Source organism: Micromonospora sp. BS32, assembly GCF_059089345.1.
This window is the reverse complement of sequence record NZ_JBSSHR010000063.1, coordinates 1-650: the sequence shown is the minus strand read 5'-3', so window position 1 is coordinate 650 and position 650 is coordinate 1. Positions and strand designations below refer to the sequence as shown.

The window sequence follows — 650 nt, the reverse complement described above, 5'->3', positions numbered from 1 at the left end:
GGCCGGACGGCTGCGGTGGGGCCATGGACATCGTCGTGCCCGCCTTGACGGTGACGGTCTTGCTGACCGCGCTGCCCGCCGTGGAGCCGGCCGACGAGGTGATCTTCACGCTGACGTCCTTGCCGGTGGCGGTCAGGGCGAGCGTGGAGCCCTTGCTCCGGTTGTCGGCGACGGACGCCTGCCGGTCGATCGGGGCGGTCGCGGGCAGGAAGGCGATCTCCTGGTCGCTGCCCTTGCCGCGGGTGATGCGCAGCCCGGCGACCACCGGCACCGGGTCGTGTGAGCTGCTCGAACCGATGATCAGCGACCCGGCGTCGCCCCTGGTGAGGTCACCGAGGTCGACGGAGGTGGTCATGCCGCTCTTGACGTGCAGCGTCTCGTTGCCGGCCGGGGTGATCGAGCCGCTGGGGGTGGCGAGCTTCAGCGTCAGGTCGGCGTCGTCGGAGCCGGGCACATAGGTGATCAGGCGCACGTCGGTGGCGTCGGCGGGGATGCCGGGCATGACGAGGTCCCCGGACGGCTGGGCGGCGGCGGACAGCCAGTCGGTGCCCGCCGCGTTGTCGGTGGCCTGCACGGCCGCGCCGACCCGGCCGCTGCGGGCGACGACGTGCACGGTCAGGTCCTGCACCTTGTCGGCGATGAGCGTGGAC

At 72.6% G+C, this 650-nt stretch carries 1 protein-coding gene; it reads right to left on the bottom strand.

Annotated elements, in window-relative coordinates:
* Positions 1–650: DUF5719 family protein (locus tag AC5RWQ_RS30250; protein ID WP_494286008.1), on the bottom strand; the 650-nt coding region annotated here is incomplete at both ends.